The sequence below is a fragment of the [Clostridium] clostridioforme AGR2157 genome, from assembly GCF_000424325.1.
Classification (GTDB): domain Bacteria; phylum Bacillota; class Clostridia; order Lachnospirales; family Lachnospiraceae; genus Enterocloster; species Enterocloster clostridioformis_A.
In genome coordinates, this window is record NZ_AUJR01000007.1 from 62038 (window position 1) to 87156 (window position 25119).

General features: G+C 48.5%; 22 protein-coding genes. 18 read left to right on the forward strand and 4 right to left on the reverse strand.

Annotated elements, in window-relative coordinates; all coding sequences use genetic code 11:
- Nucleotides 1-198: 198 nt before the first annotated feature.
- The 13 genes from G614_RS0104160 (at nucleotide 199) to fliD (G614_RS0104220) (ending at nucleotide 14533) form a co-directional block, all read left to right on the forward strand.
- Nucleotides 199-1626 carry a hypothetical protein gene (locus tag G614_RS0104160; protein ID WP_027640929.1) on the forward strand — a complete coding sequence of 476 codons (1428 nt, stop codon included), beginning with the start codon at nucleotides 199-201 and terminating at the stop codon, nucleotides 1624-1626.
- On the forward strand, nucleotides 1613-1894 hold the full coding sequence (locus G614_RS0104165) for an EscU/YscU/HrcU family type III secretion system export apparatus switch protein (RefSeq protein WP_027640930.1): 282 nt from the start codon (nucleotides 1613-1615) through the stop codon (nucleotides 1892-1894). Before G614_RS0104160 ends, G614_RS0104165 begins: the two co-directional genes overlap by 14 nt.
- The gene (locus G614_RS0104170) at nucleotides 1891-3261 is read left to right on the forward strand and encodes an N-acetylmuramoyl-L-alanine amidase family protein (RefSeq protein WP_027640931.1); all 1371 of its coding nucleotides are present in this window, start codon (nucleotides 1891-1893) and stop codon (nucleotides 3259-3261) included. Before G614_RS0104165 ends, G614_RS0104170 begins: the two co-directional genes overlap by 4 nt.
- A 10-nt stretch (nucleotides 3262-3271) precedes the next feature.
- Nucleotides 3272-4423, forward strand: coding sequence for an N-acetylmuramoyl-L-alanine amidase family protein (locus tag G614_RS0104175; RefSeq protein WP_027640932.1), 1152 nt, complete (start codon nucleotides 3272-3274; stop codon nucleotides 4421-4423).
- 46 nt (nucleotides 4424-4469) lie between these two features.
- Nucleotides 4470-5234, forward strand: coding sequence for a lytic transglycosylase domain-containing protein (locus G614_RS33335; protein WP_027640933.1), 765 nt, complete (start codon nucleotides 4470-4472; stop codon nucleotides 5232-5234).
- 197 nt (nucleotides 5235-5431) lie between these two features.
- Complete coding sequence (locus tag G614_RS0104185; protein ID WP_242827996.1) at nucleotides 5432-5878, forward strand: PilZ domain-containing protein; 447 nt, start codon at nucleotides 5432-5434, stop codon at nucleotides 5876-5878.
- Nucleotides 5875-6957: a glycosyltransferase family 2 protein gene (locus G614_RS0104190; RefSeq protein ID WP_027640935.1), complete on the forward strand. Its 1083-nt coding sequence runs from the start codon at nucleotides 5875-5877 to the stop codon at nucleotides 6955-6957. The genes G614_RS0104185 and G614_RS0104190 overlap by 4 nt, the downstream gene beginning before the upstream one ends.
- A gap of 79 nt (nucleotides 6958-7036) precedes the next feature.
- A complete protein-coding gene (locus G614_RS0104195) occupies nucleotides 7037-7888 on the forward strand; it encodes a flagellin (protein WP_027640936.1) in 852 nt (283 codons plus the stop codon).
- Nucleotides 7889-7921: 33 nt separating this feature from the next.
- Nucleotides 7922-9601: a methyl-accepting chemotaxis protein gene (locus G614_RS26765; RefSeq protein WP_044917401.1), complete on the forward strand. Its 1680-nt coding sequence runs from the start codon at nucleotides 7922-7924 to the stop codon at nucleotides 9599-9601.
- A 194-nt stretch (nucleotides 9602-9795) separates the two neighbouring features.
- Nucleotides 9796-12321 (forward strand): flagellar filament capping protein FliD, encoded by a 2526-nt coding sequence (gene fliD / locus G614_RS0104205; RefSeq protein WP_027640937.1) that lies wholly within the window; start codon nucleotides 9796-9798, stop codon nucleotides 12319-12321.
- Nucleotides 12322-12355: 34 nt separating this feature from the next.
- Nucleotides 12356-12760: a flagellar export chaperone FliS gene (fliS, locus tag G614_RS0104210; RefSeq protein ID WP_027640938.1), complete on the forward strand. Its 405-nt coding sequence runs from the start codon at nucleotides 12356-12358 to the stop codon at nucleotides 12758-12760.
- 6 nt (nucleotides 12761-12766) lie between these two features.
- Nucleotides 12767-13162: a hypothetical protein gene (locus tag G614_RS0104215; RefSeq protein WP_027640939.1), complete on the forward strand. Its 396-nt coding sequence runs from the start codon at nucleotides 12767-12769 to the stop codon at nucleotides 13160-13162.
- A 54-nt stretch (nucleotides 13163-13216) separates the two neighbouring features.
- Nucleotides 13217-14533 carry a flagellar filament capping protein FliD gene (gene fliD / locus G614_RS0104220; RefSeq protein ID WP_027640940.1) on the forward strand — a complete coding sequence of 439 codons (1317 nt, stop codon included), beginning with the start codon at nucleotides 13217-13219 and terminating at the stop codon, nucleotides 14531-14533.
- A gap of 106 nt (nucleotides 14534-14639) precedes the next feature.
- On the opposite strand, the gene G614_RS0104225 is transcribed toward fliD (G614_RS0104220), so the two are convergent.
- Nucleotides 14640-15512, reverse strand: a complete 873-nt coding sequence (locus G614_RS0104225; protein WP_027640941.1) for an AraC family transcriptional regulator — start codon at nucleotides 15510-15512, stop codon at nucleotides 14640-14642.
- Nucleotides 15513-15712: 200 nt separating this feature from the next.
- Between G614_RS0104225 and G614_RS31070 the strand changes: the two genes are divergently transcribed.
- Nucleotides 15713-15871 (forward strand): hypothetical protein, encoded by a 159-nt coding sequence (locus tag G614_RS31070; protein WP_155245019.1) that lies wholly within the window; start codon nucleotides 15713-15715, stop codon nucleotides 15869-15871.
- Nucleotides 15868-16518: a YczE/YyaS/YitT family protein gene (locus G614_RS0104235; protein WP_027640942.1), complete on the forward strand. Its 651-nt coding sequence runs from the start codon at nucleotides 15868-15870 to the stop codon at nucleotides 16516-16518. The genes G614_RS31070 and G614_RS0104235 overlap by 4 nt, the downstream gene beginning before the upstream one ends.
- An 18-nt stretch (nucleotides 16519-16536) precedes the next feature.
- Here G614_RS0104235 and G614_RS31890 read toward each other — a convergent pair whose 3' ends face one another.
- The 3 genes from G614_RS31890 to G614_RS0104250 all read right to left on the reverse strand — a co-directional run bounded on the left by G614_RS31890 (nucleotide 16537) and on the right by G614_RS0104250 (nucleotide 18820).
- Complete coding sequence (locus G614_RS31890) at nucleotides 16537-16686, reverse strand: hypothetical protein (RefSeq protein ID WP_002569792.1); 150 nt, start codon at nucleotides 16684-16686, stop codon at nucleotides 16537-16539.
- A gap of 188 nt (nucleotides 16687-16874) precedes the next feature.
- Entirely contained in the window at nucleotides 16875-18107 is a 1233-nt protein-coding gene (locus tag G614_RS0104245) for a class I SAM-dependent rRNA methyltransferase (RefSeq protein WP_027640943.1), read from the reverse strand.
- A 122-nt stretch (nucleotides 18108-18229) separates the two neighbouring features.
- Nucleotides 18230-18820 carry a TetR/AcrR family transcriptional regulator gene (locus G614_RS0104250; RefSeq protein ID WP_002569790.1) on the reverse strand — a complete coding sequence of 197 codons (591 nt, stop codon included), beginning with the start codon at nucleotides 18818-18820 and terminating at the stop codon, nucleotides 18230-18232.
- A gap of 252 nt (nucleotides 18821-19072) precedes the next feature.
- Between G614_RS0104250 and G614_RS0104255 the strand changes: the two genes are divergently transcribed.
- From G614_RS0104255 to G614_RS0104265, 3 genes are all read left to right on the forward strand, one after another.
- Nucleotides 19073-19951, forward strand: coding sequence for a hypothetical protein (locus G614_RS0104255; RefSeq protein WP_027640944.1), 879 nt, complete (start codon nucleotides 19073-19075; stop codon nucleotides 19949-19951).
- 63 nt (nucleotides 19952-20014) lie between these two features.
- Nucleotides 20015-22291, forward strand: coding sequence for an efflux RND transporter permease subunit (locus tag G614_RS0104260; RefSeq protein WP_027640945.1), 2277 nt, complete (start codon nucleotides 20015-20017; stop codon nucleotides 22289-22291).
- The gene (locus G614_RS0104265; RefSeq protein ID WP_027640946.1) at nucleotides 22275-24974 is read left to right on the forward strand and encodes a hypothetical protein; all 2700 of its coding nucleotides are present in this window, start codon (nucleotides 22275-22277) and stop codon (nucleotides 24972-24974) included. Before G614_RS0104260 ends, G614_RS0104265 begins: the two co-directional genes overlap by 17 nt.
- Nucleotides 24975-25119: the final 145 nt, after the last annotated feature.

Here is a 25119-nt window from a genome sequence, read left to right on the forward strand (position 1 = left end):
ATCCATTATCTCACAGACAAAACCAGATGTTTTGCCAGAATGAAGCTTCCACATGCTTATTATATCGGCTTTTTTTTGCAGATAATAAGGCCTAAGTGAAAAACTATCTAAATATTTTTTGAATATAATACTAATGGAAAATGAAAATATGCCGATATTAAAACAGGAATAGAATGGTTTTTTATTCATGGAGGTATTATGGCAAATATTCTGCAGGTAAGCAATATCCCTGTGAGGTCGGACAGAAACATGCCGGACGGACAGAAAACCGGAGGCTATGAGGAAAGCCGGCAGGTTCACAATCCGGTGGATACATCCCGTGTTGTACGGGCGGACGGACAGGAAACAGAGGACGCAAAGAATACGGCATCAGGGAACAGTTACAGCGTTATAGACTATGAAAGCAATTACGGAGCTTTCATAAAAAAAATCGGTGAAGGGGTTCAGACATCCAGACTGCTGGAACAGCTGTTTGCCGGAAAGGGGGCCGGTCTTTTAACAGGGGATGCAGCCGGGGCAGGAGAACTTGCGGAGCAGATGATGGCCTCAGTCCGGCTGGAGACGCCGGAGGAGCTTCTGTCCTTTTTTAAAGAACAGCAGTCTGTCCAGGCAAAGTTTTCAGGCGCCTTTTTTGACGGGCTGAGGAGTATTCTGGGACAAGGGCCGTCTGATGGCTTAAGGGAAGCCGTCCTTTCCTTTTTAAAAGTTTATAATGATTTTTCCTCAGGGGAGCATTTTCTCCATCAAATGCGGTCCATTGCGGAGGATATAAACCAGCTGATGTTTCGGGGCTTTAGAGACGAGTTTGAACAGATACTGGACGGCATGGATTGGGGGGCGGAAAATGGGGATACGGCTGCTAATACAGCGCTTTTAAATAACAGCCTGATTCCTTTTTTATCTAATTACATATCCAGGACACATGACTATGGGGCGGTCAGAGATGCAATTATGCTGTTTGTTTTCCATGCCGTGCGGTATGAGAACGGAAGCAGGGACAGGCTGGCCCAGCTATATGAGCGCATGACCGGAAACCGTGAATATGAGCGTTTTGACAGATCAGGAGGGAATCAGGATCTGTCCCGGATTTTGGAGACCCTTAAGCAATCGGAAAAAGAAAGGGCCTTTTCCGACGCTTTTGCTGCGCTTCTTTTAAAGGGGGCAAAGGGACAGGGGGGGTTGGAAAATGTCCAGCAGTTTCATAACGCGCTGGATGGAATGCTTTTGAATGAGAGCGTGTATATGCCTGTTTTGCATTTGCTGCTCCCATTCCGGTTCAGGGGGAAGGATGTCATGTCGGAATTATGGATTGATCCGGATTCAGGAAAAGAGGACGATATGGGGGGACGCAGGATTAAACTGCTGCTGAAATTTGACGTGCAGGATTTAGGGGGATTTCAACTGTTTTTGTCCCTTCAGGACAGGAAGGCGGACATGCAGCTGGATGTTCCGGAAATTTTGGTTAAAAAACAGGATGTAATCCAGAAAGGCATTGCGGAAATTTTCAAAAAAAACGGTATGGGAGTAAACCGTTTTCTGGTAAAAGGTAAAGACAGGGATATAGAAATCCAGGACGCTTTCCCGGAAATAAGAGAGAGGGGGCATGGAGTCAATGTCAGAATTTGACAACCTGATTAAAAGGAGAGCGGTTGCTTTAAAATACGATTCAAGGAATAACCGGGCGCCGATTATTGTAGCTTCCGGAATGGGATATTTGGCGGAGAGAATTACGGAAGCCGCCGCTGAGGCGGGAGTGCCCGTATACGAGGATGATTCCCTGGCAGTCCTGCTGAGCCAGATGAAGCTGGGTTCAGCCATACCGGAAGAACTGTATCAGGCGGTGGTGGAAATATATTTGTATTTTTTGGATTATAACCTGGAGGAGGGACTATGAAAATACGGCGGATAGGAATGGCTCTGGTCATATGTTTTCTGATGCTGGGAATGCCGTCAGAGGCAGCGGCGGCAGCCAGGCCCATCCATACTGTTAGCGTGAAAGTGAATTCCAAACTGGAACCGGGAGGGCGTCTGCCTTCAATCGGGATTGGGACCCGGAGCCTGAAGGACGGGGAAATAAGCGTTTCGGGCAGCAACAGTAAATATCATGTGACGGAAGCTGAGTGGGTGGACAAGGGGGATAAGGTGATCAAAGCCTCGGATGAACCGCGGATGAAAGTGACTCTTGAACCTGCTGATGTGGGTGAGGACTACTTTCTGGCAAGCTATAAGAAATCAGACGTAAAAGTCAGCGGAGGAACATTTGTATCGGCAAGGCGCGACGGAGACGCCCTGGTTGTAACCATTCGGGTAAACGGCGTAAAGGGAGAGTATGACCCGCCCTCTGATGCATTCTGGCATGAAGATAACCTGGGGGAAGCCAGGTGGGAGAAGCCGGAGAACACCTCAGGATATTATGAGGCGCAGCTTCTGAGGGATGGTAAGACAGTTTATAAACTGGCAAAAGTATCGGGCCTGCGCTATAACTTTTATCCCTACATGACGGAAAAGGGCATGTACAGTTTTAAGATCAGGACCATACCGGAGACAGAGGTACAGGTAAAGTACGGGAAGAAAAGCGAATGGATCGAATCAGGCGAGCTGGAGATTACGGACCGTTATGTTTCCGACGGAAAGGGACATCAAAACAGAGAAAGCACAGTGGTAAAAGGGACAATGGACACCGTTGGATGGACAGAGCAGAACGGCGTCTGGAGGTACCGTTATCCCAGCGGAGAATTGTGCCGTGGAAGATGGGCTGAAATAAACGGGTACTGGTACTATTTTAATGTGGACGGCATTATGCTTACGGGCTGGCAGCAGATAAGCGGCAGGTATTATTACTTATATCCCAATGGACAGATGGCGGTGGGCTGGGCCAGGCTGGACGGGCTTTGGTATTTTTTTCGCACGGAACAGGAAGGGGAGAACCCATTAGGCAGTATGGCGCCGGGAGGCTGGAGAGTCATAGGGCCGTATTATTATTATTTCAATGATGACGGCTCTCTTTACACCGGCTGGCTGTTTAAGGACGGACATTGGTATTATCTGAATACAGTGGATAACAGCCTTCTGGGAGCTATGTTTACCGGATGGATCAAGAGGGATGGGAAAACATACTTTACAGATTCAAACGGAGAAATGGCTGAAGGATGGTGCTGTATTGACGGAGCCTGGCATTATTTTTATCCGGGCTCCGGGGAAATGGCGCATAATACAGAGATAAACGGGTTCCGTGTAGATGAGGACGGTATCTGGAGATAAGGAGGCAGGGATGAAAAGAAGATATGGTCTGATGCTGGCATTTGCAGCGGCATGTATGGTTACGGCAAAGCCGTGTATTTACGCGGAGGGAGCCCAGTCCAGCGTGATTGAGAAGGTTTCGGTAAATCTGAAAACTGACTACGGGGAAGCGGGAGTAATTCCGGAGCCGGTGATCACTGTAAGCACAAAGGGCTGCACCCTGGAGGATATTCAGTACAGGACAGACTATGAAAAATGGAAACCGGGAAAAAAGGTGAGGATAGAAATCACGGTAAATGCAGATGACGGGAAATATTTTCCTGTTTCCCTTAACCGCTCTGAATGTAAGGTAACGGGAGCCGATTTTGTGTCGGCCCGCGCCCTTGAGGATGCAAAACTGCAGATAAAGGTGGATTATAGACCTGTTTCCGTATTGGGAGAGACAGAACTGGCGGGCTGGAGCAGCAGTTCCAAAAAGAAGGCGGTATGGAAATCAGTGGAGTATGCCCCAGGGTACACGGTAACGCTCTATGGGGATAATAAGGTAGTAAAACGGATGACAGTGGAATCCAACAGCGCTAATCTTGCGGAATTCATGGAAGATATGGATAAGACATATTATTATGAGGTCAAGGCCGTTCCGGTTACTGCGGATGAAAAGAAGTATCTGAAGGAAGGGCAGTATGTATCCTCCACATCCCAGGAGTTTGACTGGGATGACTATGAGGAGGAAGAAAAAAGGACACAGAGACCGGACGACGGAGGGGAATTTAGGGGAGATTCCTACATTATGCCTGATGGAAGCAGGGCGTCCAATACCTGGAAAAAGTTTTCGGAAAAGTGGTATTTTTTTGACAGCAGCGGAATCCGCACCAGGGGCTGGGTCCAGACAGGAGGCAGATGGTATTACATGGACCAGAACGGCGCCATGTGCACGGGCTGGATTTCACCTGACAGCCATACCTGGTATTATCTGAATGAAAATGGAGAAATGCAGACGGGCTGGGTGCAGCCGTCCCCCGGTTCCTGGTACTATTTGAGGGAAGACGGCCTGATGATGACAGGATGGCTGTTAGACGGGGAGCGTTGGTATTATCTAAGGGAAAATGGCGTCATGGCCGTGGATACAACTGTGGATGGATGGCAGATAGGGGCGGACGGCGCAGCATACTTAAACCCTTAAGGACCACCGGGAATCGTAAATACCACAAGAGGAGGATTGATTTACCATGGGATTAATTTCAACCGTGGCGGAAGCCGAGGCATTCCGCTTAAGGGCAGGAGAAAGCGGGAATCGGGAAAAGAACAGCTGTGAATTTGGAAATATATTAAAAAACAGCGCAAAAAACATGGCAATGGACGCCATATTTGAACAGGCTGGTAAAACATTCGGACTGTCGCCGGACCTTCTGCGGGCAGTGGCAAAAACAGAGTCTGATTTTAACCCGAATGCAGTGTCAAAGGCAGGGGCAATGGGCGTTATGCAGCTGATGCCGGGCACGGCTAAAAGCCTGGGAGTTACGGACCCATATGACCCATGGCAGAATATTATGGGAGGAGCAAAATATTTAAAAGGAAACCTGGATCGTTTTAAGGATGTGAAGCTGGCGCTGGCCGCTTACAATGCAGGTCCGGGAAGCGTGCAGAAATATGGGGGCATACCTCCTTATGAGGAGACACAGAATTATGTAAAAAAGGTGATGGGATATATGGGGGAAACGCTGACGGCTGACCGAGATGTCAGCAGCCCGTATAACGGCATAGATGGGAACGGCATGGCGTATAACGGCAGTTTCCTGGCAGGCTCTGCTGTGTACAGAGGCTGGGGCGGAAACAGCCTGATAAACACACCAGGGGTATTTGAAAACCTGTCTTTCCGGCAGCAGGGGGACGAGATTGTTATGGATAAAGAGAGCTTTACCAGCCTGATTCAGATTCTTCGCATACAGATGATGATGAATGCAGGAAGGGAAATTGGAGTTATGGAGATTTGAGTAAAATGGAAATAAATGGAAAAGACGTGGTTTTAAAAGCTTGCAGCCGTTGTGCTGTATATGACCATAAAGGAAAACGTCTTACTGAAGCCAGGGTGGTACATACAAATAATAAAATCTCCCTTTTTTTCACCGAATATGGGCTTTCAGACGGACGTTTTAGAACAAGAGTGGATTTTTTTGATGAAAGACGCGGGATGATTATAACGCTTAGCGAGGTTATCGTACACAGGAATCCATCCTTTCCTGAGGAGGCGGAACCCTGGGCTGCGGAGTGCGTTATACTGGATGTAAAGCAGGTGGTGCAGCGACAAAAGGATATCCGTGTAAAAATAAAGATAGATATTAAATTCAGGAAATGCAGCGATGGGTCTGCCTTTTTCGGGACAGTCCGTAATTTATCTGCCGGCGGTCTCTATATGACAACCAAAAAGCCGCTGTTAAAAGGAGAGAAGATTGCTTTTTCCTATAACTTCCGGACACTGGAACGCCCCTTTGAACTTGAGGTTATACGGGTGGGACAGGCCGGAGGAAAAGGGTATGGGTATGGCTGCCGTTTTGTAGGGCTGACAGACGGCGGAGAAGCTGCGATTCGAGGCTTTGTATACAAGAAACAGAGGGAAAAGGGCTCTGAGAAGATATGAAAATCAATCTTGTGATGATTGTAAAAAATGAGGAGCGTTCTTTGGGACAATGCCTGGAGCAGGCCGGAGGGCTTGTGGATGAGATTGTAATAGCCGACACAGGCTCAACGGACCGTTCAGTGGAAATTGCCAGAAAATGTGGGGCAAAAGTGTGGAAATATGGGTGGAAAGACGACTTTGCGGCAGCCAGGAATTTTGCCCTCAGGCATTCGGACGCGGAGTGGAATCTGATATTGGATGCGGATGAGTGTCTGCTGCCTTGCAGCAGAGAAAAGCTGGAGCGGCAGATTTATGATTATTCCGCCAGATATGGTGGAAGATGGATCGGCAGCCTTCTGCGCAGGGACTTTTGGAAAGAGGAGGGAAGGACAGAAAGCAGCCTTACTTATCTCCCAAGGCTTCTTCCAAGAAGGGCCTGCTATTTTGGCATTATCCACGAGCAGCCTGAGGAAACAGGCCCATTTTTAAAACTCCCTCTGGAAGCGGAGCACGATGGATATCTATATACGGATAAGAGCAGACGCAATCTGGAATATTTAAAGAAGGCGGTCCGGTACTATCCGGAAGATATGTATTACAGGTTTCAAATGGCAGTTACGCTGCGAAACGCAAAAATGTCTCAGGAAAGCCTTTTCTGGTTTCGTGAATTTTATAAAAATGCATCAAGGAAATCCGGGTATTGGACAGAAGGTGTGGTTTCATATCTGTACGCCTTGTTGGAGTCCGGAACACAATCCGGCTTGTCCGAGGCTTTCGCGGTTGTAAAAAGGGAACAGCCATATCTGCAGGATCAGGCGGATTTCTGGTTTGCATGCGGTTTGTTTTATATGAAGCTGGTGCTTTCAGATGTTTCATTATATATTGAGTTTTTGCCCAGGATTGAGACCAGCTTCCTGGAATGCCTCCGGATTGGCGAGCGCCCGGGCGGCGTGACCGGTACCGGTTCTTTTAAGGCGGCATACAACCTGGCTTTGTGGTATGAGGTATCAGGCCAGACAGAAAAGGCGGTAAAATATTATAAGGACGCGGCTGCCGGCTTTGAACCTGCGGAAGAACGGCTTAAGAAGCTTGTTTTTTAAAAATACTTATGTTTTTAACGAATATGCCGATATTAAGACATAGGGAAATACAGAACAAAGCAGAAAGGTGGAAGGACAGATGCGGATACAGAACAACATAGCGTCAATAAATTCGGCCAGAAACCAGGGTATAGCAAAAGGAAAAGTCAATAAAACCCTGGAAAAGCTGTCTTCCGGTTATCGGATCAACCGTGCCGGAGATGATGCGGCAGGGCTGGCCATATCGGAACTGATGCGCAGCCAGATTGCAGGGCTGGACCAGGCCATGCGCAATAACAACGACGGTATCAGTATGACCAACACTGGAGAGGGAGCGCTTCAGGAGGTTCATTCCATGCTTCAGAGAATGAAGACCTTGGCCGTTCAGGCAGCTAACGGTACATATGATTCAGTAGCCAGGGCAAATATTGATATGGAGCGTCAGGAACTGCTGGGAGAGATTGACCGTATCAGCCAAACAACGGATTTTGCCGGAATACCATTGTTTGGAACCGCAGAAACAATTCCGCCTGGCTTTACACCGCCGGAGTTAAAGGATAATATAGTACTTCAGATCGGTCATTCATCGGAAGAGACCATGGATGTGGGACGGTATTATATGGGAAGCAGAGAATTGCTTCTGGACAAGGTCAGCTTTAGCAGCGGAGAGGCTGCCAATGAGGCAATGGGAAAGATTGACGCGGCAATTGAAGCGGTGGCTGACGTAAGGGCATCTTTTGGGGCAACTTTAAACCATCTGGAGCATACCAATAATAATTTAGGAGTAACAAAGGAGAACATGACGGCTGCAGAGAGCGGAATACGTGATACGGATATGGCTGAGAGGTTTACGGAATTTACCACGGCGAATATATTGCTTCAGGCTTCCAATGCCATGCTCTCCCATGCAAATAATCTGCCGGATTTCGCGCTTCGGCTTCTCCAGGGTTAAATAACCAGGAGAAACGTAAGAGGAGAAGAAAAAATGTTTAAAGACTTAAAAGTTGGAAGAAAGCTGCAGGTTGGGTTTGGAATTGTTATAGGGTTTAATATAATAGCTGCTTTAGTTACAATCATGGGATTTAACCGCATGTTTAATAAGCTGGATCAATTTTACCGGGTGCCCTATCCATCGGTAAAGGCGGCTGTGGAAGCCCAGGCGCTTACAAGGAAGATCCAGCTGGACGTGTACCGGTCTTATGAACTTGATGATGACGCTCAGACTCAGTCAATCCTGCGTGAGATTGAAGGGGAGGCGTCTGCGCTTTCCGCCACGCTGGAAGATCTTAAGGGCGCATGGAATGGCAGCCCGGCTTTATGGCAGGCGGTTGAGGACGCGTCTGCAAATGTAAGTTCCCTCCGCGGCAAAGCGATGGAGTATATCAGCGCGCGGGATGACAGAAATGCCCTTCTTGTGCTCGAGGGAGAATACAGGCAGGCCTGCGGGAATTTTGATACGGCGCTTCAGAACGTGATAGATGAGTCTCAGAAAAGCGCGCAGTCTTATTATGATTCCGGAGTGGCTACAGTCCGCATGGGCTATGTTTTTTTGTCTGTGTTTGCCCTGATGCTTTTGTTTATCACAGTTTCTATGACCCAATGCCTGACCAGGGGATTGGTTCTTCCTATAACGGAGATAGAAAACGCTGTCAGAGAAATGGCCAATGGGAATATGGGTTCTAAGGTCACTTATACTTCAAAGGATGAGCTTGGCGGACTTGCGGAGAATCTGCGCTTTGTTTTATCCACATTGTCTGCATATATCCGCCATATATGCAGCCGTCTGGACTCAATGGCTTCCGGAGATTTTACTATAGAGATGGATATGGACTATCTTGGTGAATTTGCATCCATCAAGGCTTCCGGGAACAAGATAATCGGCACCTTGAATGACGCCCTGAGTCAGATCCACCGGGCTTCCAACCAGGTGGCCAGCGGCTCAGAGCAGGTATCCAGCGGCGCTCAGTCCCTTAGTCAGGGAGCAACCGAGCAGGCAAGTTCCATTGAGGAGCTGGCAGCTACAATTAATGAATTGTCTGAACAGGTTAAACAGACAGCTCAAAATTCCAGCGACATCAATGTGCTGATAGAGGCTGCGGGCAATGGGGTAGAAGGCAGCAATCAGCAAATGAAAGAAATGATGTCCGCAATGACAAGGATTAACGAAAGTTCCAGTGAAATTGAAAAAATAATCAAAACCATTGAGGATATTGCGTTCCAGACCAATATCCTTGCCCTGAACGCAGCTGTTGAAGCAGCGCGGGCAGGTACTGCGGGAAAAGGCTTTGCAGTGGTTGCCGATGAGGTTCGGAGCCTGGCATCCAAGAGCGCGGAAGCTGCAAAAGATACAACGGTATTGATTAACCACTCGTTAGAAGCAGTGGCAGAGGGAAACCGGATTGCCAGGGAGACACAAATTTCCCTGCTTAATGTTGTTGAAAAAGCCCAGAAGATCACAGTGGGTATGGCAAAGATTACAGAAGCGGCCAGTATGCAGGCTGAAGGAATTGCCCAGGTAACTACAGGAGTTGATCAGATATCATCTGTTGTACAGACTAATGCAGCTACAGCCGAGGAGAGCGCGGCAACAAGCCAGGAATTGTCAAGCCAGTCAAGCCTGCTTAAGGATCTTGTAGGACGTTTTAGACTTAAGGATATGCACTGACTCTTCAGATGATAAAAAATATGATATGAAGGGAGTTTTACGGAAGAACTGTATCCAGGCCGGCCGGAGAGGTATTTATGCTGCTTTGGCCGGCCTTTCAACTTTATTGTTTATCTTCCTTATTGTTTTCTAAAAAATGCCGATAAAATAAAGAGAAAAGTAAAATCAGCATGAGATGAAAGGAGAAAGGAAAAATGGCAAGTGTATCTGGCGCAACAAGCAGTTTAGGGAATACGAGTTTAAGAGGATATGGCGGTCTGGCCTCCGGTATAGACCGCGATACAATAATTGAGCAGATGACAGCAGGGACTCAGGCAAAGATAACCAGCCAGAATAAGAAGATGACAAGCCTTAGCTGGAAGCAGGAGGCGTATCAGTCTGTCAGCGCAAAAATTCTGGATTTGCAGGATAATTATTTTTCATACAGCAGCGGCTTTAATCTTAAGGATGCTTCTGTATTTGCAAAAAACAGGGTGACGGCATTGGGAAAGACAGATGCGACTAAGTTTGTATCAGCCAGCGGAAGTTCCAGCATGACGGATTACATGTCTATATTAGGCGTAAAGCAGATGGCGTCTTCCACCACGTTGCTGTCAGCCGGCAAGCAGGCCCAAAGTATTAAGACCGGGATTACAGAGGACAGCCTTACAAATGAGGTTTACAGAACATCAAATTTAAAAGGAACCAAGCTGGAATTCGGTATCTACAGCGTAACGGATCACAGATTTAAATCAGCCGGCACCTTTACTTTCCCGGCTTCCTATACGGATAAAGATGAGAATGGAAAAGAAATTACAGTCACGCTTGACTATACCTCTGATATGGACGCTGTAAACGACAAGACAGGCAGGCTGTTCGGGGAAGAACTGGCAGAGGGATTAAATAAGGCCCTGGCTCAGTCCAGCATTAAGTCGGGGAATGACAAACTTGCGGATGTGGCAGAGTTTAAATATGAAAATGGCGTTATGAGATTACAGGAGAAGAACGGCAAGACAACGGATCTTGTCATCCGGTCATCCTCCAGTGCATTGAAGGCACTGGGCTATGATTCGGAGGGAAAGGACGAATCCAACGGAATCAGCTTGGAGAAGCTGGGAGAAAATCAGAAGCTCTTTAAAGATACATATGCATCCAGTGAGAATATGGTTGATTTTCTGAAGGGAAAGAAGCTGTCATTCAGTTTTGGCGGACAGACAAAGGAGATAGAGCTGGTAAAATCAGGCGAAAGCTTTGCCAGCTTGGACGAACTTCAGCAGACCATGCAGAAACGTCTGAATCAGGCATTTGGAGCAGATAACATTAAGGTGGAGAATAAAAACGGCAGCCTGGAATTCGACCTGGGACCAGCGGCTTCCTCAAACCAAACGCTTACCATTACCTCCAGGGATGCGGATGTAAGAAAAACACTGGGGATTCAGAAAGGGGCCAGTAATAAACTGAGCGCGGAGAGCAGTATCCGTGATAATATTGATAAATTACTGCCGGATGCCACAGATGATGAAAAGGAGGCTTTTCTTGCGGATTTGAATCAAAACGGCCTGATCATTAACGGCGTCAGGATAAAGGGAGTTACAGCCGACACGTCCATTAACGGAATGATAGAAAAAATTAATTCAAATGAAGATGCCGGTGTAAAAGCTTCCTACCTTTCAAGTTCCAACCAGTTTGTTCTGGTAACATCAGAGACAGGCAAGGGAAGGGAGATTACCCTGGACGGCGCTTCAAAAGCGATTTTTGGAGCCAGGACTGACAGCGGAGAATTTGTGGACAGCAGCTTCAAACCAACAGATACCAACAAGGTAACCGAAGGCAGCCTGGAAGCGGGAAGGAACGCTGAGGTGCTTGTAAGCTATGGGAATGGGATAAAAACCCTTGTTGAAAGTTCCTCAAATACCTTTGACTTAGACGGTATGAAAGTCACTGTTTCCGGCGTTTTCGGAGATGTGAGGCAGGAGGACGGTTCATGGACTTCTGACACATCCATGGCAGTTACCTTCAGCGCATCAGCGGATGTGGACGGCGTGACCGAAGCAGTAAAGAAATTTTTTGAAGAATATAATGCAATGGTTACAGAAGTCAATAAGCAGATTACTACCAGACCGGATTCATCATATGGTCCTCTGACAGATGCCCAAAAGGCTGAGATGACTGAAACCTCCATTGAAAACTGGGAGAAAAAGGCAAAGGAAGGGCTGCTGTTTAACGATGCCACTATGCGTTCGCTGAGCATGGACCTGCAGTCCGTAATGACACAGATGTTAAACAGTGGAATCAGTTACCAGGACTTGGAGGAGATGGGGATTACCGTGTCGGATGATTACTTGGACGGCGGTACCATAACGTTTAATGAAGCGAAATTCAGGGCGGCTATGACCAGTGATCCGGATAAAGTGTCAAATGTATTTACAGGCGGCGGCAGTGTGACAAAAGGTTTTACAAATATTGTAGAGGATACGCTGACCACATATGCAACCAGATACAGAAGTCAAAATGGAGATTCATACGGACGGCTTATTGAGGAGGCCGGTTCAGAGAAGGTTCCTCTTTCGGTCATGAATAATCAGATTTACAGGCAGTTAAAGGATATGGAAGAGGTTCTGAACAAATATAAATCCCAGCTTTTGACAGAGCAGGACCGTTACATAAAGCAGTTTACTTCCATGGAAACATTAATTAATCGGATGAACAGCCAGTCCAGCTACCTGAGCCAGCTTAAGTAATGACGAAGCGGTTTCATGTCAGAAAGGGAATGTAATGAACAGTTATCAAAAGTATAAAGAAAACAGCGTCTATTCCATGAGCAGCTGGGAATTGCTTGATTTATTGTATGAAGAGGCGATTGGACGCCTGCGGAAGGCTGAATTGGCTTTGACGGACAAGGAATATGCGCTGTTTGATGATTGCCTGAGACGGTCTTCCAACATTGTGCGGTATTTAATTGATATCCTGGATATGAAACAGCCGATCAGCTATGACCTCCGGAGAATTTACGACTATTTAATACTGGATATCAGTAAAGTAAAATCAGGCCGGGAACGGGAGCAAAAGGAAATTGGAAGGATAAGCCATATACTCAGCGAACTGAAAGATGCATTTGAGCAGGCTGCCCGGGAGGTAAGTGATGTGCATATGACAGATAGGAGAGGAGTGTTGGGATAGACGGACATGGGGCTGGATTTGGAACAGGTGATGGTCTTGCTGCAGAGACGGTATAACTTCCTGAGAGAAATTAAACGTCTTACAGCTGATTTGCAGGACGCTGTCTCGCGGGAAGATTCCGTGTCAGCCGGTTTGATTCTCCAAATGCGTGCGGACGAAATGGAAAATATTGAAAACTGCCAGGAGATGATCTGGAGGATGGCCGAAGGGGGACAAAAAGAGAACGAGGATATCCACAGGCTTATGTCCGGGGAATTCCTGTCAATGGCAGAAGGCATAAGCTATGAGGAAGATAAAATCCTGAAGCTTAGGAAAAAGACGGCGGCCCTCATTAAAGAGATACAGGATGCGGACAAAATATTAAATAAGAGAGCAGCTGGTACAAAGTCATTTTACAAATAAATGATAAAGCGCCACTTGAGGGCTTTATAAAAAATCAGAAAAGGAGGAATGAATATGGCGGTTAATGGATTATCCGGCAGCTATTACCAGTATCAAAACACTCTGAATATGCTCCAGTTGTCCAATGCAAGGCAGACGTCGCGCTATCAGGCAGTAGAACCTGTGAACAGGGTCTCTTCCGCAGCCTACAGCAGCGGCTGCCAGGATTTTCTAAGGAGTTATCAGAAAGAGCTTACATCTTTGGAAAGCGCGGCTTTTAAGCTGAAGGAGAGCAGCAGTAAGAATGTGTTTAATGATTACCGGGCAGCATCCACTAACAGCAAGGTGGCGGAGGTTTCCGGAACCTACAGCCTTAAGGGAGATACGGATATTAGCTTGAATGTCCAATCCCTGGCTCAGGCACAGCAGAATACCAGCGCAGCCCATGTGGGAGCGGAGGAAGTATCATCAGGAGACGATATGAACTTCGAGATAATAGCATCTGATGGAAAGCGTGTATCTGTATCCATTGGAAGTACTAATGAGAATGGCACGGCTAAAACATATCATCAGATGTATCAGGAGGCTGCGCAATCTATCAATGCCCAGGCTGGTTCCAGTGTAAAAGCTTCTGTAGCAAATGTGGAGGGAAAGGTCTCTTTGGTCCTTACTTCGGGAAAAGAAGGAGAGGCAGGAGGGTTTTCTGTCAGCGGAGAAACCGGAGCTGCAACAGGTGTTGAAAGGGCATCTGTTCTTGCGCAGGATGCGGTATACAGTGTAACTGAGAATGGGATTACCACTGCGTTCCAATCCGCAACCAACAGAATCAGTTTAGATTACGGCAGAATAGAGGCACAGCTGAAAGGAACCGGTGAAAGCAGGATTTATACAGGAATAGACGAGGATGAGGTGGTATCCGCTGTAAAAGATTTAGTAAACGGATATAATTCCGTACAGACCCTGCTTCAGGGAAATTCAGACCGGGGAACCGGCGCAGCTGCCCACGCACAGTCCTTTGGCAGAGGCATGGCTGATGAGAAAACATTGGCGGCTATTGGAATTTCTTATAATAAGGATGGAAAACTGCAGCTGGATGAAGAAAAACTGAGAGAGGCCCTGGAAACTGATTTTGATGGGACAAAATCGATTATAGGAGGCCAATTCGGCATTGCTGAAAAAGTTGCGGCCCGCGCTGACGCGGCTCTTTCAGATTCCGTACAGCGGATTGTGAGCAATGATTTGAAGGGGTCAACTGAGAAGGGGACCACCGTAAGTCAGAAGCAAGATTACGATCGTTCCGTGTATCAGTATTTTTACAATTTTGTCAAGAGCAGTCCCTATAATTTGGGGAATTATTATGCTGTGGGCTTGTTGATGAATACATTGGCATAGTTGGAATCCTTTCATGCATATGAATCTGTAAATGCGAGATTATATATGAAAATCCTGTAAAATGTTGTAGGACAGTTTACAGGATTTTTTAATAAAGTCCCCCACTTTACCCAATCATCCCCTCATGAATCCTCCTAAACGCCGTCGGCGACACCTCATACTCCTTCTTAAATGCCCTGAAAAAGCTGGAATAGTCATTAAATCCGCAGGCAAAACACGCCTTATTGGCAGGCACACCCTCCAGTATCAGATTCTTGCCAGTCAAAAGCCGCTGCTGAAGCACATACTGATAGTAAGAGATTCCCATTTTATCCTTAAACATATGGGCCAGGTTGTATTTATCCATGATGAAGGCATCTGAAATGGTGTCCATGGACAAATCCTCCGTGAGATGGTTCTGTATATAGTGCAGGATATCTGTCAGCGGGTTATCTCTTACCCCGCTTTGGGCCGTGCCGGAATCTTCCATGAGGGCCAGGTTATATTCTACCAGCAGGTGCAGGATGAATGCCTTGACCTGTGCATGTCTCAGAGGCTTCTGTTCTCCAAGGGCCTCTTCTAATGAGGTGAAGATGGTGCGGAAGTTGCCCCAGGCAGTGGTGTGGTGCCTGAGAAGATAGTTTTTCATCCCCTTTGCGGTTAGAAAGTAGTTCAGGTCCTCATCGATGGAAGCCAGCTGCTGCAGGGCCGGCAGCGATATCCACAGGACGTACCGCTCGTATGGTACGCGGAAATCTGCAAATATGGGATTATGCATGACATTGGGCGGTATGATCAGCAGGTCATCGTTTTGCAGATGGTAAATCTCATCTCCGATGATATAATCCACGTGGCCGCTTATAAAGTACAACAGTTCATAAAATTCATGATAATGGGGTTCTACCGAGGGATAGGTGACGTCCCTGTGGTGGTCCAGCTCAAAATCACTGCTGCGCATATAATGCTTCAGCATTTTTTCGCGGTTGGATGATGTAACCATAAGTCTCCTGCCTCTTAATTCAATATCTTATCTCAACTATTCTTCGGCGCATTGCACAAAATGCATCTTGCTAATTTGGCATATCCGCACAAAGCCCTTCGATTTTCAATCTCAATCTTCCAAGATTTGCAATGTTTTTACCAAATAACTCAATTTTCTTTGAAAGAGTTTGCAATTATAATAGAACTATAACATGAGAAGTGAAAAATGTAAACACTTCATACGGTACCGTACCAGAGTGCGTTTTCAGCCATGCCTTGTATGCGGAAGAATGCCGGGATGTGACGCTTAAGAATTTCAGGGGACAGGCGGCCCGCAGCAGTCTGGAGAATGTTGTGATAAGGCAGGACGAATCATGAATCTGAGAGAGTGGAAATCCATGACACCCGGAGAATGGGCCTGCAATCTGGCGCTTTATGCCATCGGCGTGGGAATCATGCCCATGGGCGTGGTGTTGACCATCAACGCCCACCTGGGCGCCGGTGGCTACGACGCCCTGAACTTTGCCCTGGCAGAACGGCTCCATATCAATACATCCCTTGCCATTTATGCTACCGCCTTTCTGGTGGTGATTCTGGCTGCTTTTATCAGAAAGGGATATCCGAGACTGGAGACATTTATTTCGTCCTTTTTTCTGGGAATATTTACGGATATGTGGAAGACAATTCTGGCGCCTGTACAGGGTACAGGGCTGGCAGCTTCCCTGCTCATTATGGCGGCAGGCGCGGCGGCGGTGGCATTTGCAGTGGCCTGCTATATCATCAGCGTATTCCCCACCAATCCCACCGATGACCTGGTGGTGGCTCTCCATGAAAGGGGGATGAGGCTGGGAACCGCCAAGGTGTCCCTGGATGCGGTGTGCGTGGTCCTGGCGTTTTTTTTAGGCGGGGAGATTGGCATTGGAACCATCGTGTGCACCTTTGGACTGGGTCCGGTAATCGACATGTTCCACGAGAGAATCCGCGGGAAAGTATGCGGCTGGCTGGGAAATGGGAAAGTGGTTTGAAGATATCAGGGGTTCTGTTTACCTGTTTTTTGATTCCCTGTATTTGCGGAGAAATTCCAGCTGTGCTTCATCGTCGGCCTCCCTGTCATAGGGCGTTGAGCCTGCCACAAAACAGCAGACCAGGATGGATAGAACAGTCAGTATCAGGAATATAATGAGTATAATCATGTCCGGTCCTTTCTATAAATGTACATCTATAAATGTACTTTTTATCGTATCATCTCACTTATAGTTTATCCGTTTTTTCTGCCTCCTGTTCATGGAAAATAATGGAAGATAGAAGAAAAATACCTGAAATACCGGCAATGGCGCATACTGCATCTCATACCGGTATTCAGGGATTTTTATTCTTAAATTTATTTCTCCTCACACACCTGGAAAATATAAAATTTCAAATAATAAGACTCATCCGCTGCCCACAAAATGGGATGGTCCGCTGACTGGGTCCTGTACTCCACCTGTCTGAGCCGTTTGTGTACATTGCCGGCGGCTTCACGTATGGTTTTGGTAAACAGTTCCGGGTCCATGAAATGGGAGCAGGAGCAGGTGGCCAGATAGCCGCCGTCCTTTACCAGCTTCATGCCCCTCAGGTTGATTTCGCGGTAGCCCTTGACTGCGTTTTTAATGGAATTCCTGGACTTTGTAAATGCGGGCGGGTCCAGGATGACTACGTCGTATTTGCGGCCTTCCTGCTCCAGCCTGGGAAGAAGGCCGAAGACATCGGCACACTCAAACTGAACCTGTTCTGTCAGGCCGTTGAGGGCTGCGTTTTCCCTGGCCTGGTTTACCGCCAGCTCCGAGGCGTCTACGCCCAGCACATGAGCGGACCCTGCCAGACCGGCGTTGAGGGCAAAGGAGCCGGTGTGGGTAAAGCAGTCCAGCACCTGTTTTGGCTTGATGCGGCGGCAGAGATTCTGGACAGCCAGCCTGTTGTACTTCTGGTCCAGGAAGAAGCCGGTCTTCTGGCCGTCCTCCACATCCACCATATACCGGACCCCATTTTCCCGTATTTCCACCTTGGTGTCAAAGGAATCTCCCATGAATCCCTTATGGCGCTCCATACCCTCCTGCAGACGGACCTTGGCATCGCTGCGCTCATAGATTCCCCGGATAGTGATTCCGTCCTCCGCCATGACTTTTCTGAGCTTGTCCACAATGACCGGCTTCAGGCGGTCGATTCCCAGGGCCAGGGATTCCACCACCAGCACATCTGAATATTTGTCTATGACAATACCGGGCAGAAAGTCGGCTTCCCCGAATATGACGCGGCAGCTGGAGGTGTCTGTAACCGCCTTCCTGTAATCCCAGGCATTGCGCACCCGCATTTCCAGAAAATCGCTGTCAATGACCGTATCCTTCCTGCGGGACATCATGCGGACCGTCAGCTTGGACCTGGTGTTGATGAAGCCGGTACCAAGGGGATATCCGTCAAAGTCCTCCACGGTCACCATGTCGCCGTTTTCAAACGCTCCATTGATACTCTCTATCTCATTGTCGTAAATCCATGCGCCTCCGGCCTTTAGGGAACGTCCCTGTCCTTTGCGGATACGGACAATTGCTTTTGGACTGTATTCAATTCTTGTTTCCATTGTATTCTCCTGTTTTCTGTTGTGATTCATTTCCCATCATATCATAACATGGAGAAAAATTCATCCGGTTTATGGACAATACATGACACTATATATAGGAAATTGTAACAGTTCAGACGGCATTATACGTAAGGGTCGATTTCCAGGACACCGATTCCCTTGGTGATGATGTGTTCTGTCAGCTTTGCCATTTGTTCCGGCGTTTCTTTGAGGCCTGTCTGGAGCCAGTATTGTACCAGGCCGATGCATCCTGACACGATGAAGGAGAAGAAAGCGTCGAAAGCAGCCGCATTGCCGGAGCGGAATACCTCCATCCAGTCCTTCAGGCATTTCTCACGTATGAGCTGCTTCAGACGGTTCACAAAATTCAGATCCCCGTTTTCGCCCAGAAGAATCTCGATCAGGTCCGCATTATCATATACTAAGGAATATATTTCATTGAATATGACAGAAGGGCGCTGTTTTAAATCCACGGCGTCGTGCTTACAGACCAATTGGTTGAAATCTTCCTGGAGCTCTGCTTCTGTTTTTTCCAGAAGGTCAAACACATCCTTATAGTGGAGATAAAAGGTACCCCGGTTTAAGTCCGCCATGTCGGTCAGCTCCCGAACCGTGATATCCTGGACTTTTTTCTCCTTGAGCAATGTTATAAGACATTCGCGAAGCTGTCTGCGGGTCTTGCGTACCCGGCGGTCCACAGGTTCAATGCCCATCATCTGTTCCTCCTTTTGTTTATATAGGTTTGCGTGTATTTACAAATATTTAACAATTGTATTCTGTACAAAAATGGGAAAAGTGTTGATTAACCGTCAAAACTAAGGAAATTAATCATTGTATTTTTGCGATAATTTATTATAATCCATTATAGTCAATAAATAAACAAAAGTCAATTAACAAGATGTAAGTTGTTTAATAGTATAGAAGATGCATAATGGATATATATATAAGGAACGGAGGCAAAGGGCATGAGATATAGAATATGTGCAGTCATTCTGGCTATGGCGGGAGCTCTGTGGGCCCTTGAGGAGGCCGGACCCGTGACAGCTCTGGCGGATGAGCAGGCACAGGTGATAACCGCTTCATTTATTCCGGGCTGGAACCAGGCAGAGGGAAGATGGTATTGGCTGGAACAGGACGGAAATTTACATAGGGGATGGCTCCGGACAGACGGAAGGTCCTATTACATGGATGAGAACGGGGCCATGGTTACGGGATGGCGGGAAGTGGACGGAGAGTGGTATTACTTCCACGAAGATGGAGGCATGAACCTGGGAGAGCTGATACTGGATAACGGGAAATATGAGTTTTCGGCACAGGGAGCCCTGGTTTCTGCCGGCTGGGTGGAGAATACAGGCGGAGGGGCCTATGATGCTGGATGCTACGACGATATTGCCCAGGATTTGTTTGACCAGCTGAATGAGGAAAAGAAGGATATATACTTTGAGGAATACCCGGACCGTGAGGATGAGTATGACGGCGATATGCACCGTGTCTATGACCGGTATGCAGGCTTTCAGATGGATATGACCCTCAACAAGGCGGCGGACCACAGGCTGGACGGAGCCATGGCAGGAGGCTATGCAGATGACAGGATTCCCGGCGAAGGTACCATTAACGATTACCTGTCCGTTATCAACTACAGAAGGAATGCTTCCTGTCTGGAGCTGTACGTGAGGGACTGTGAGGATGCGTCAGAGGCATTTGACAAAATAAAGGAAAAGCTGGATAAACGCTTCCAGTCGAAGACCGACCGGAAGTATTCACTGGAATATTACCGCCGCCTGGGGATGGCCCACAGGGAAAAGGACGGTAAGCAGTATTTTATGGTGATTCTGATGCGGTAAGCAGAGGGATTTTACAGCGCAGGGCACAGCCGCCGTGGGGCGGCGGCATAAGGAGCATGAAGTATGGGACAGAAGCTGTTTGGCAGGATAAAGGACAGAATGCACAGGGTAAAAGGACAGGAGATGCAGGAGGGGGATAAGTTTTCCTTCCGCATGGCCAGGTTTATCATACATAAAAAAGGATGGATTGAGAGCGTATTTGCGGCAGGGTGTGTTTTTTTCCTGATAGCGATGCTCTTTGTAAATGTGAATTATGACCTGACGGAGTACCTGCCTGCATCGGCCAGGTCCCGTATCGGACTGGACCTGATGGAGGATAAATTCGGCTACCCGGGCACTGCCAGGCTTATGATTAAGGATGTGAGCCTGTATGAGGCAAAGCAGTACAAGGATAAGCTGGAAGCAGTGGACGGGGTGGACCGGATTCTCTGGTGCGACAGTACGGTGAATATCTATTCGGGCGAGGATTTCATACGCCAGGAGGATATCGAGGACTACTACAAGGACGGCTGCGCTGTAATGGATATCACCTTTGACCAGGGGGATACGGCAAAGAAGACATCCCAGGCCATTGACGAGATGAAGGCCATTACAGGGGATAAGGGATACTATGTGGGAATGGCGGTACAGAATAAATCCCTGACGGAAAATGTGGAGAGTGAGATGAACCTCATCCTTACGGTTGCCGTCATCATGATATTTGCGGTGCTGTGCATCAGCACTACAGCCTGGTCGGAACCAATCCTTTTCCTGCTGGTTATGGGTGTGGCTATTTTGCTGAACCGGGGTACGAATATTTTTATCGGGACAGTCTCGTTCCTGACCAACAATGTGGCTATGGTGCTGCAGCTTGCAACCTCCATGGACTACTCCATTTTCCTGCTTGATGCATTTTCCAGGGAAAAGCAGAAGGGCCTTTCAGAAGAACAGGCCATGATCAATGCCATTGACGCTGCCATCAATTCCATATTTGCCAGCAGCCTGACCACGGTGGTGGGCTTTCTGGCCCTGGTATCCATGAAGTTCACCATCGGGTTTGATATGGGACTGGTGCTGGCAAAGGGAATTGTGTTCAGTCTTATAACCGTGCTGTTCTTTATGCCGGCCATGATTCTCAAATTTTCCAAGTGGAATGATAAGACCAGGCACCGTCCCTTCCTGCCCTCCTTCCGAAAATTCAGCGAATGGGTATACAGGGTGCGTTACGCCTCCCTTATCATTATGCTGATTCTGGCGCCGCCCGCTTATGTGGCCCAGGGAATGAATGATTTCCTGTACGGCAACAGCGCGGTGGGAGCCAGCGAGGGGACCCAGGTTTATGCGGACGACCAGGTAATCACTCAGGAATTTGGAAGAAGCAACATGATGCTGGCCATGTATCCCAATACTTCGGCGGTAACGGAGAAAGAGATGTCAGATGAGATAGAGGATCTTCCCTATGTAAAGAGTGTGACGTCCTTGTCCAATACATTGCCGGAGGGAATACCCGAGGAATTCCTGCCATATTCCATTACCAGCGAGCTCCACACAAAGGATTACTGCAGGATGCTCATTTACATACGGACCAAGACAGAGAGCGAACAGGCATTCAAGGGCGCGGATGAAATCCGGGATATTCTGGAGCGGTATTATCCGGAGAATTCCTATCTGGTGGGGGAAACACCTTCCACACAGGATATAAAGAACACTATCACGGCGGATAATTCCAGGGTGAATTTATTATCCATGCTGGGCGTGTTCCTGGTGGTCATGTTCAGCTTTCGGTCCTTTGCCATACCTATGATTGTCATGGTGCCTATTGAGGCTGCAATTTTCCTCAATATGGCCATGCCTTACCTGGCAGGGGATACCATGGTGTTTATGGGCTATATCATAGTGAGCAGCATCCAGCTGGGAGCCACGGTGGATTATTCCATCCTGCTGACCAATAATTATGTGTCCTGCAGAAAGTCTCTGGAGAAGAAGGAAGCATGTATCCAGGCTTTGATGCTGTCCTGTCCCTCTATTTTTACTTCGGGAACCATTATCATATTGGCGGGATATATCATACATTTCATATCGACTACAGCGGCCATAGGGGACCTGGGCCACCTGATTGGACGAGGGGCGCTGTTCAGCGTGATTCTGGTGCTGACCGTGCTGCCGGCGCTCCTGGTGCTCTTTGACCGCATCATTACCAGCAATGAGTGGGACCGCCTGCAGAAATATCTGAGACGGCGCCATGAAAAGCACAAAGCCCTGATTAAGGCAGGATTAGGCGCCATTGTAAACAAGGCGTCCGCATTGAAACGGACTGATTTAAAACCAGCGGAGGTGGAAAGCGATGAAAATGAAATATAAAAGAATCATGGCAGCGGGAATGGTCTTTGTCATGCTTTGCACCGGCACTGGCAGCGCACCCGTATACGGAGCACAGCCTTCCGTGGACGTGGATGAAACCATGTATGTGAACCTGGATTATTATGGCAGGGTGGATAAGATTAATGTGGTTAAGGGAGTGGGCCTCAATGGCCAGACCGAGTTTACGGATTACGGGACCTATGAAAATGTGATTAACATGTCTAACAGCATCGAACCTGTGCTGGGGGACGGGACAGTCACATGGCAGCTTCCGGAGGCCCAGAGGGGAAGATTTTATTATAAATGCGCTGTGGATAAAGACAGGATTGTACTGCCCTGGGACTTTGACGTATCTTACAAGCTGAACGGTGTACCCACGGACGGCGATAAGCTGGCTGGGGCTTCAGGTCTTATTGAGATCAATGTGAAGGCAGAGCCCAATGACAATGCCGGGGAGTATTACCGCAACAACATGATGCTTATGGTGGCTGTGCCCGTGGATATGAGCAAGTGCTACAGTGTGGAGGCGGAGGGTTCCCAGACCCAGAACCTGGGGGATACCACAGCGGTAGTATTTACCGCCCTTCCGGGGGAGGATGGAGATTATACGGTGCGCATCGGCACGGACAGCTTTGAGACCATAGGCGTGATCATGGCCATGGTGCCGGGAACGGTCGAGGATTTGGAACATATCAAGGACCTGAAGGAAGCCAAGGATACATGGCAGGATGCGGGAGATGAGCTTTACGACAGCCTGGAGCAGATGGCAAAGTCCGTGGAGAACATGAGGCAGGGCGTGAATCAGGTCCGCCAGGGCATGGATTCAGCGGAAAGCGCCAGACAGAAGTGGAGTAATTCCAAGGACAGCATACTGGCGGGAAATGACCAGACGCTGGCAGCACTTACATCGGTGGCACAGCAGATGGATACCATGATTCCTCACCTGCAGACAGCCAAGGACTGTGCTGAGGTGGTCCACAGCAGCATGAATGACATTGTTAACACACTGGGAGACATGCAGGACCCATTAAGAAAACTGCAGACCAGACTTAAGAACATTGAAAACAGCGCAGGCGGTATCAGCAGCGATTTGCCGGAGCTCCACAAGACCATGGAATCCATCATTGCGCTGGACACCCAGCTTCGGGCATCCCAGGACACACTGCTTACGTATCTCAGCCTGTATAAGAGTTCCAGCACCAAGGCCAGAAGGCTCTATGACGAGGAGCTGGATGAGGAAGAACTGGAGGACATGGAGGACGTGGATTACGGGGTATCAAATGGAGGGAGCCATTCGTCTTCCGGCGGAGGCAGCAGTCAGGAAAACACCCAGAATAATAATCAGGGGAATGACCAGGGAAGCGGAAATTCCGGCAGCAGTACGGATGGGAAAGATAATCCGGATGGAGGTGCCGGCGGAAGCGGGAGCGCAGACGGAAGCGGAACCGAGAGCGGCAGCGCCGGAGGAAGCGGAATCGAGAGCGGCAGCGCCGGAGGAAGCGGAACCGAGAGCGGCAGCGGAAGCGGAAATACGGCCGGAAGCGGAAGTACCAGCGGAAGCGGGACTGAGAGCGGTAGTGGAAATACAGCCGGAAGCGGAAGTACAGACGGAAGCGGAACCGAGAGCGGCAGCGGCAGCGGAAGCACAGCCGGAGGCGGAAGTACCAGCGGAAGCGGAAGTAGGGCCGAGGGTGGAAGTACCAGCGGAAACGGGACCGAAAGCGGAAGTACCAGCGGAAGCAAAACTGAGAGCGGCAGCGACAGCGCAGCCGGAGGCGGAAATCCCGGCGGAGGCACCACTGAAAGCAGCACTACCAGCGGAAATACCGGCAGCAACGCCCCGGATACCGGCTCTGTCATTAGTTCTACGAAGAATACAGGAAACACCGGCTTGGCAGGCATATCGGCAACCGCATCCATAGAGAGAAAAAACATCCCTCTGGTAAGCAGTCCCGATCCGCAGAGCGCAGCGGAAGCCATTGAACAATCCCTGTATGAAAAGGTGGCAGTCCTTCAGGATTTATCTGCCCAGAGCAAATCCCTGACAGACAGGATGTCGAACCTGATGGATGATACATCTGATTCTGCGAAATACAGCGCCGAGATAGTTGACAATATGGATTATCTGATTGAGGATTTAAAGGCCCTCAATGATTCTCTGGATGTATATTATCCGGACCTCCAGACTGCCCTGGATGACTCCCAGGAACTGGTACGGCGCACCACCGATGCCCTCAACAATGGAATCAGCACCCTGACCATCATCCAGAACACATTAAAAGACAGCAGCGATGATTTTGACGCAGCTGCCAGGGACAGCCTGCGCGGCAGCATGGAGCTTCTGGATAAAAGCCTGAACATCCTGGACAGCACCACTGTGATGCGCCAGGCCGGACGTACCATGAAGGATACCATTGACAACGAGCTGGATAAGTTTGATACAGATAACCGGTTCCTGTTTATGGATCCGTCCGCAGAAAAAGTATCCTTTACCTCGGACCGGAACAAACCGCCTAAGACACTGCAGATTGTCATGCGCACCGATGAGATCAGCGTGGATGACGACACGGCCAAGACCGCGGATGCAGAAGTGGCCAAGGCCAAGGAAAGCCCCTTAAGGCGAATGTGGAACGTGCTGGTACAGATGTGGAAGGCAATGGTAAGCATTTTCAAAAACAGGTAGAAGCCGGACTGAAAATTTGATATACTGTCCATAGAAGCAGCGGGCAGTGCAGCGCAACCATGGCTGCACTGCCTGTTGGCGCGCAGGGATATGTTACAAAAAAATACAGGTACCGGGGCGTTTCCATGCAGTACCTGCCGCAGGA